Below are 6,331 nucleotides of genomic sequence, written 5' to 3'. Positions count from 1 at the left end.
CGACCGATTTCTTCGTCAATCGCATCGATCTTATTGCGCAACGCAAGCAATTTTTCTGCTTCTGTTTGATCAGTACTCATGAGTCCACTCATTTACCAATTGGTCGATTGCTTATTCATCGCTTGCGTCGTCTGCAGCGTCATCGACAATATCGTCCGCCACATCATCTGCGGCTACGCCATCTTCAAGCACTTCTTCACCTTCGGCTGCCTCAGCACGCGCCAATTCACGCTTAGCATTTTCATCAACATTCTCTTCGATGCGCTCCAAGCCTTGCATGCGTTCACCTTCTTTCAATTTAATCAGGCGCACACCTTGGGTATTACGGCTCAGCACAGAGACTTCATCAACGCGGGTACGAACCATAGTGCCTTGGTCAGAAATTAACATGATTTCTTCCCCATCAAACACTTGTACAGCACCAACCAGTTGGCCGTTACGCTCGGTAGTTTGCATACCGATAACACCTTGCGAACCACGGCCTTTTGCCGGGAATTCGCCGACTTCGGTGCGCTTACCATAGCCATTTTCACTCACAGTAAGTACTTGGCCATTTTCCATCGGGATAACCATGCCGACTACGCGCTGACCTTCGGCCAAACGAATACCGCGTACACCACGCGAGGTGCGGCCCATCGCTCGAACTTGCGATTCGCGGAAGCGCGCCGCTTTACCAGAGCTTGAGAACAGAATTACATCGCATGAGCCGTTGGTGATAGCAGTGCCAACCAACGTATCGCCTTCATCCAATTCAATCGCACGCAAACCGACGCTGCGTTGACGCGAGAATTGAGTGAGTGCAGTTTTCTTCACTGTACCGTTAGCGGTGGTCATGAAAATAAACTTGTCGTCGTCGTAAGATTTCACCGGCAAGATCGAAGTAATGCGCTCGCCCTCTTCCAATGATGGCAACAAGTTGATAACTGGACGGCCACGTGACTGGCGACCAGCGACAGGAATCATATAAACCTTCAGCCAATACACTTTACCGGCGTTAGTAAACAAGAGCACGGTATCGTGAGTGCTAGCGATTAAAAGATGTTGGACATAATCTTCATCTTTTACGGCAGTTGCGGATTTACCCATACCACCGCGACGCTGCGCCTGATAATCATCAAGCGGCTGGCTCTTCGCATAACCACCGTGAGAAATTGTCACAACGCGATCTTCTACATTGATCAGATCTTCAGTAGTTAAATCGAGCGTTGATGCAACAATTTCGGTACGACGCTTATCGCCGTAGTCATTAATAACTTGCGTAAGCTCTTCGCGGATCACTTCCATCAAACGCACAGCGTTGCCAAGAATTTCGAGGAATTCGGCGATCTGGATTAATTTTTCATCGTACTCGGCGAGCAGTTTGTCATGTTCCATCCCGGTCAAGCGATGTAAACGCAGCTCAAGAATTGCTTGGGCTTGTGCAGCAGATAAATAGTAGTGGCCATCACGCATGCCGAACTCGGGACCCAAGTCTTCCGGGCGGCAAGCGTCTTCACCTGCGCGCTCAAGATAAGGCGCCATTTCGGCGGCATTCCAACCACGCCCCATCAAACTGTCTTTTGCTTCGGCAGGAGAGGCAGAGTTTTTAATGAGAGCAATAACTTCATCAATATTGGAAATGGCAACCGCCAAACCTTCCAAAATGTGGCCACGTTCGCGCGCCTTGCGCAGCAAATACACTGTGCGACGGGTAACCACTTCACGGCGATGCTTAACAAACGCTTCAAGCAATTGTTTGAGGTTGAGAATTTTTGGCTGGCCATCATCCAGCGCAACAATGTTGACGCCGAAGGTGGTTTGCAATTGGGTTTGTGAGTAAAGATTATTGAGCAACACATCCGCTGCTTCGCTCTTCTTCACTTCGATCACAATGCGCATCCCGTCTTTATCAGACTCATCGCGCAGCTCGCTAATACCTTCAATTTTCTTTTCTTTTACCAACTCGGCGATACGCTCAATCAAGCGTGCCTTGTTCAGTTGGTAGGGAATTTCGTGGATCAGAATCGTTTCGCGTCCGGTTTTTTCGTCGCGCTCAATTTCGGCTTTGGCACGCACGATAATGCTGCCGCGACCAGTGCGATAAGCCTGCACAATACCTGCGCGGCCATTGATGATGGCACCGGTGGGGAAATCCGGCCCCGGGATAAATTCCATCAGTTCATCGATAGTAATATCCGGGTTATTGATCAGTTCGAGACAGCCCTGCACGACTTCTTTTAAGTTGTGCGGTGGAATATTGGTCGCCATACCTACAGCGATACCTGAGGAGCCATTAACCAACAGGTTGGGAATACGGGTCGGCATAACTGCCGGGATTTGCTCGGTGCCGTCATAGTTAGGCACGAAATCGACAGTTTCTTTATCCAAGTCCGCTAACAAATCGTGGGCAATTTTTGCCATACGGATTTCGGTGTAACGCATGGCCGCTGCGCGGTCACCATCGACCGAACCGAAGTTACCTTGGCCATCGACCAGCATATAGCGCAACGAGAAAGGCTGAGCCATACGGACGATGGTGTCGTATACAGCGGTATCACCGTGCGGGTGATATTTACCGATTACGTCACCCACCACACGGGCAGATTTTTTGTAAGGCTTATTCCAATCATTGTTAAGTTCGCTCATCGCAAACAGCACGCGGCGATGCACGGGCTTCAAACCATCGCGCACATCGGGCAAAGCGCGACCCACGATTACACTCATGGCGTAATCGAGGTAGGACTGTTTGAGTTCGTCTTCGATACTTACTGGTGATATTTCTTTGGCGAATTCGACCATGGGAATACAGCTTTCCTTTCTTATATAAAGCTATGGGCTTAAAAAGCGTTGGTTACGGACTGCGATTACAAGCAATTAAACGGACAGCGCCTGTTTTGCGCACCAATCAAATACAAGCAAAAACCGCTACCCTACTACCAGCCAAACAAAAGGCTGGCTAAAAATGCATCTAACGCTTAATTCAGGGGCGCGATGGTAGCATAAAATCTGCTGGATAGGCACTTGGCAGATCCGTATCACTATGAAAATACGGACGAATTTAACCGCAAAAGAAGCGCAGGCGAGGAGATAAACCGCTGCGCAAATCTGCCATGGCTGAGTAGAGGCTTTGCAGTATACTGGGCGCCCCTTTTTGCGACCAAAGCTGCCAGTTTACACCTATGTCAACGCCTACCCATGAACCGCATCCGATTGATTTGATTATCAAAGCCCGCTGGATTATCCCGGTGGTACCCGAAAATCGCGTATTGGAAAACTGCGCACTAGCAATCGATAAGGGGCGCATACTGGCATTGGTAACCAGCGATGAAGCCGGGCGCCGTTATACTGCCGCGGAAACAATCAATCTCGGCAGCCATGTATTGATTCCCGGGCTTGTCAATGCACACGGTCACGCTGCGATGAGCCTGCTGCGGGGTTATGCTGACGACCAACCGCTGCACACCTGGCTCAACGATCACATTTGGCCAACGGAGAGTCGCTGGGTGGGAGAAGAATTTGTTGGTGACGGAACCCAACTGGCGATGGCGGAGATGATCAAAACCGGCACCACCTGTTATGCCGATATGTATTTTTTTCCAGAGCAGGCCGCCCAGGTCTGCCTGGATGCCAAAATGCGCAGCCAAATCAGTTTCCCAATTTTCGACTTTGCTACCTCATGGGGTTTAGGAGCCGACGATTACTTCGCCAAAGGCCTCAGCCTACACGACAGCCTGCGCGCAACTGACCTTATCAATATCGCCTTTGGCCCTCATGCGCCCTACACGGTATCGGATGCACCCCTGCAAAAGATTGCTGTGCTTGCGCAAGAAATGGATATGCCAGTGCAGATTCATTTGCATGAAACTGCGTTTGAAGTAGAAGAATCGCTCAAGCAATTCGGCAAACGCCCAACCCAGCGATTGATGGAGCTCGGCTTGTTATCACCACTCACACAATGCGTACATATGACGCAGATTACTGATGTGGATATAGCGCTACTACAACAAACCGGCGCACATGTAGTGCACTGTCCGGAATCCAATCTGAAATTGGCGAGCGGCTTTTGCCCGATCGATAAATTATTAAAAGCCGGAATTAATGTTGCACTCGGTACCGATGGTGCCGCGAGCAATAATGACCTGGATTTATTCAGCGAATTAAAAACCGCCGCGTTACTTGCCAAAGCAGTTGCCGGTGACGCCGCCGCATTGGATGCCCACACTGCATTGCGTATGGCCACACTCAATGGTGCCAAAGCGTTGGGCATGGAGGAAAAAATCGGCAGTCTGGAAACGGGTAAATTTGCCGACATTACTGCAATCGATTTAAGCGGGCTCGGGACACAACCTTTATATAATCCCGCATCGCAACTCGTTTACACCCATTCAGGTCAAGGTGTCACCCACGTGTGGGTGCAAGGCAAAGCATTACTCCTTAATCGCCAGTTACAAACGCTGGATGAACGCGAAATATTAGGTAAAGCCAATTGGTGGCGGAAACAAATCGCCACTCACTAAATTTACGAAATGGAAAAAATTATGGCCAATGTCGATACTGCCGAAATTGCAAAATTTGAAGCCCTCGCCAGCCGCTGGTGGGATAAGAACAGCGAATTCAAACCGCTGCATGATATCAATCCACTGCGCGCCAATTTTATCGATGAGCGTTCACCGGTCGCACAGAAAAAAGTTATCGATGTGGGGTGCGGTGGCGGCATTCTCGCCGAATCACTTGCGCAGCGCGGCGCTGTAGTAACGGGCATCGATATGGGTGAAGCCCCACTTGCTGTTGCACGCTTGCATGCGCTGGAAAGTGGTGTTGAATTAACTTACGAGCAAATCACTGCAGAAGATAAAGCAGCGAAAATGCCTGGTGAGTTTGATGTTGTTACCTGTATGGAAATGCTGGAACACGTACCCGATCCCTCATCGGTAGTACGCGCCTGTGCGCAACTAGTAAAAGAAGGTGGTGATGTATATTTCTCAACCATCAATCGCAGCCCTAAAGCCTATGCATTTGCCATTCTTGGTGCAGAATATATTTTAAAATTGCTGCCCAAGGGCACACATGAATACAGCAAATTTATTCGCCCCTCTGAATTGGCGCAATGGTTGCGCACAGCAGGTTTGGAATTGCAAACCATTACCGGTATGACTTACAACCCGCTGACCAAACACTACAAGCTCAATCCAAATGATGTCAGCGTTAATTATCTGTTGCATGCTAAAAAGGTTAGCGATTAATGGCAAAATCTATTCGCGCAGTGATGTTTGATCTGGACGGGACTTTATTGGATACCGCGCCGGATTTTATCGTCGTCGTCAACCAATTACTCGCTGAACAACAACGCCCTGCCCTCGCTGCAGAAACTATTCGCGCAGGCGTATCAAACGGCTCCAAAGCATTGATCAAACTTGCTTTTGCTATTGACGAGAGCAACGAGCAATTCGAGCCGCTACGCCATCGACTATTGGAATTGTATCTGGCGCATATCGCGGTCTATACCATTCCATTTCCCGGCATTAATGAATTACTCGATAAATTGGCCGATAACAACATCGCTTGGGGCATAGCTACCAATAAACCGGCGACTTATACCTTACCCCTAATGGCCGCGCTGGACATACACCCTGCGCCGCTCAGTGTGATTTGCCCCGACCATGTAGCGCGCAGCAAACCCGACCCGGAATCTTTATTTCTCGCCAGCAAACAATTGGGTTGCGCCCCCGATGAGATAATTTATATCGGCGACCATAAGCGCGATATCGACTGCGGCAAAGGCGCCGGTAGTATCACTATCGCTGCCGCTTATGGTTATGTAGATGAAGGTGATGATCCGATAAACTGGAATGCAGATTACTGCGTAAACCACGCCAATGAAATTTGGCCAATCATTGAAAAATATTTGTAAAACCATTTGTTAAAGGCATAGCCATGCAAACTCCTCACGATTACACCATCAAACCTGACGCACTACGCGGAAAAATTATTCTCGTTACGGGTGCTGGTGCAGGCATTGGCAAAACGGCGGCAATAACGTTTGCTGCGTGTGGCGCGACCGTCATTCTCTGCGGGCGCACACTGGCCAAACTGGAGCAGGTTTATGATGAAATTGAAGCAGCGGGCAATCCACAACCCGCTATTTACCCCATCAATTTTGAAAGCGCAGTAGAGAAGGATTACGACGATATGTGCAATGCGCTGGAGGACACCTTCGGGCGATTGGATAGCATTTTATTCAATGCAGCCGACTTGGGTGAACGCACACCTATCGCCAACTATTCGGTAGGTTCTTGGCTGCGCTGTATGCAGGTCAATGTCAACTCACCGTTTATGTTAACCCAAGCGGTAT

Annotated in this window: 5 protein-coding genes; 4 read left to right on the top strand and 1 reads right to left on the bottom strand. The window is 49.3% G+C overall.

Annotated features, from left to right (window positions below; all coding sequences use genetic code 11):
• Nucleotides 1-111 precede the first annotated feature (111 nt).
• Nucleotides 112-2,778, bottom strand: a complete 2,667-nt coding sequence (gene gyrA, locus ACWA6V_RS15275; RefSeq protein WP_449523302.1) for a DNA gyrase subunit A — start codon at nucleotides 2,776-2,778, stop codon at nucleotides 112-114.
• 380 nt (nucleotides 2,779-3,158) lie between these two features.
• On the opposite strand from gyrA, the gene ACWA6V_RS15270 reads away from it, so the two are divergent.
• From ACWA6V_RS15270 to ACWA6V_RS15255, 4 genes are all read left to right on the top strand, one after another.
• Complete coding sequence (locus tag ACWA6V_RS15270) at nucleotides 3,159-4,496, top strand: TRZ/ATZ family hydrolase (RefSeq protein WP_449523301.1); 1,338 nt, start codon at nucleotides 3,159-3,161, stop codon at nucleotides 4,494-4,496.
• A gap of 21 nt (nucleotides 4,497-4,517) precedes the next feature.
• Nucleotides 4,518-5,222, top strand: coding sequence for a bifunctional 2-polyprenyl-6-hydroxyphenol methylase/3-demethylubiquinol 3-O-methyltransferase UbiG (gene ubiG / locus ACWA6V_RS15265; protein ID WP_449523300.1), 705 nt, complete (start codon nucleotides 4,518-4,520; stop codon nucleotides 5,220-5,222).
• Nucleotides 5,222-5,890, top strand: a complete 669-nt coding sequence (locus ACWA6V_RS15260) for an HAD family hydrolase (protein WP_449523299.1) — start codon at nucleotides 5,222-5,224, stop codon at nucleotides 5,888-5,890. Before ubiG ends, ACWA6V_RS15260 begins: the two co-directional genes overlap by 1 nt.
• Nucleotides 5,891-5,913: 23 nt before the next feature.
• On the top strand, nucleotides 5,914-6,331 hold a 418-nt coding region (locus tag ACWA6V_RS15255; protein WP_449523298.1), incomplete at its 3' end, for an SDR family NAD(P)-dependent oxidoreductase.

It is taken from the genome of Cellvibrio sp., from assembly GCF_053579595.1.
This window is presented reverse-complemented; position numbering and strand designations above follow the sequence as displayed.

Bases quoted from the DNA above. Each gene is read 5' to 3' on its own strand.
- gyrA (WP_449523302.1), bottom strand. From the start codon at position 2,778: ATGGTCGAATTCGCCAAAGAAATATCACCAGTAAGTATCGAAGACGAA.
- ubiG (WP_449523300.1), top strand. From the start codon at position 4,518: ATGGCCAATGTCGATACTGCCGAAATTGCAAAATTTGAAGCCCTCGCC.
- ACWA6V_RS15270 (WP_449523301.1), top strand. From the start codon at position 3,159: ATGTCAACGCCTACCCATGAACCGCATCCGATTGATTTGATTATCAAA.
- ACWA6V_RS15260 (WP_449523299.1), top strand. From the start codon at position 5,222: ATGGCAAAATCTATTCGCGCAGTGATGTTTGATCTGGACGGGACTTTA.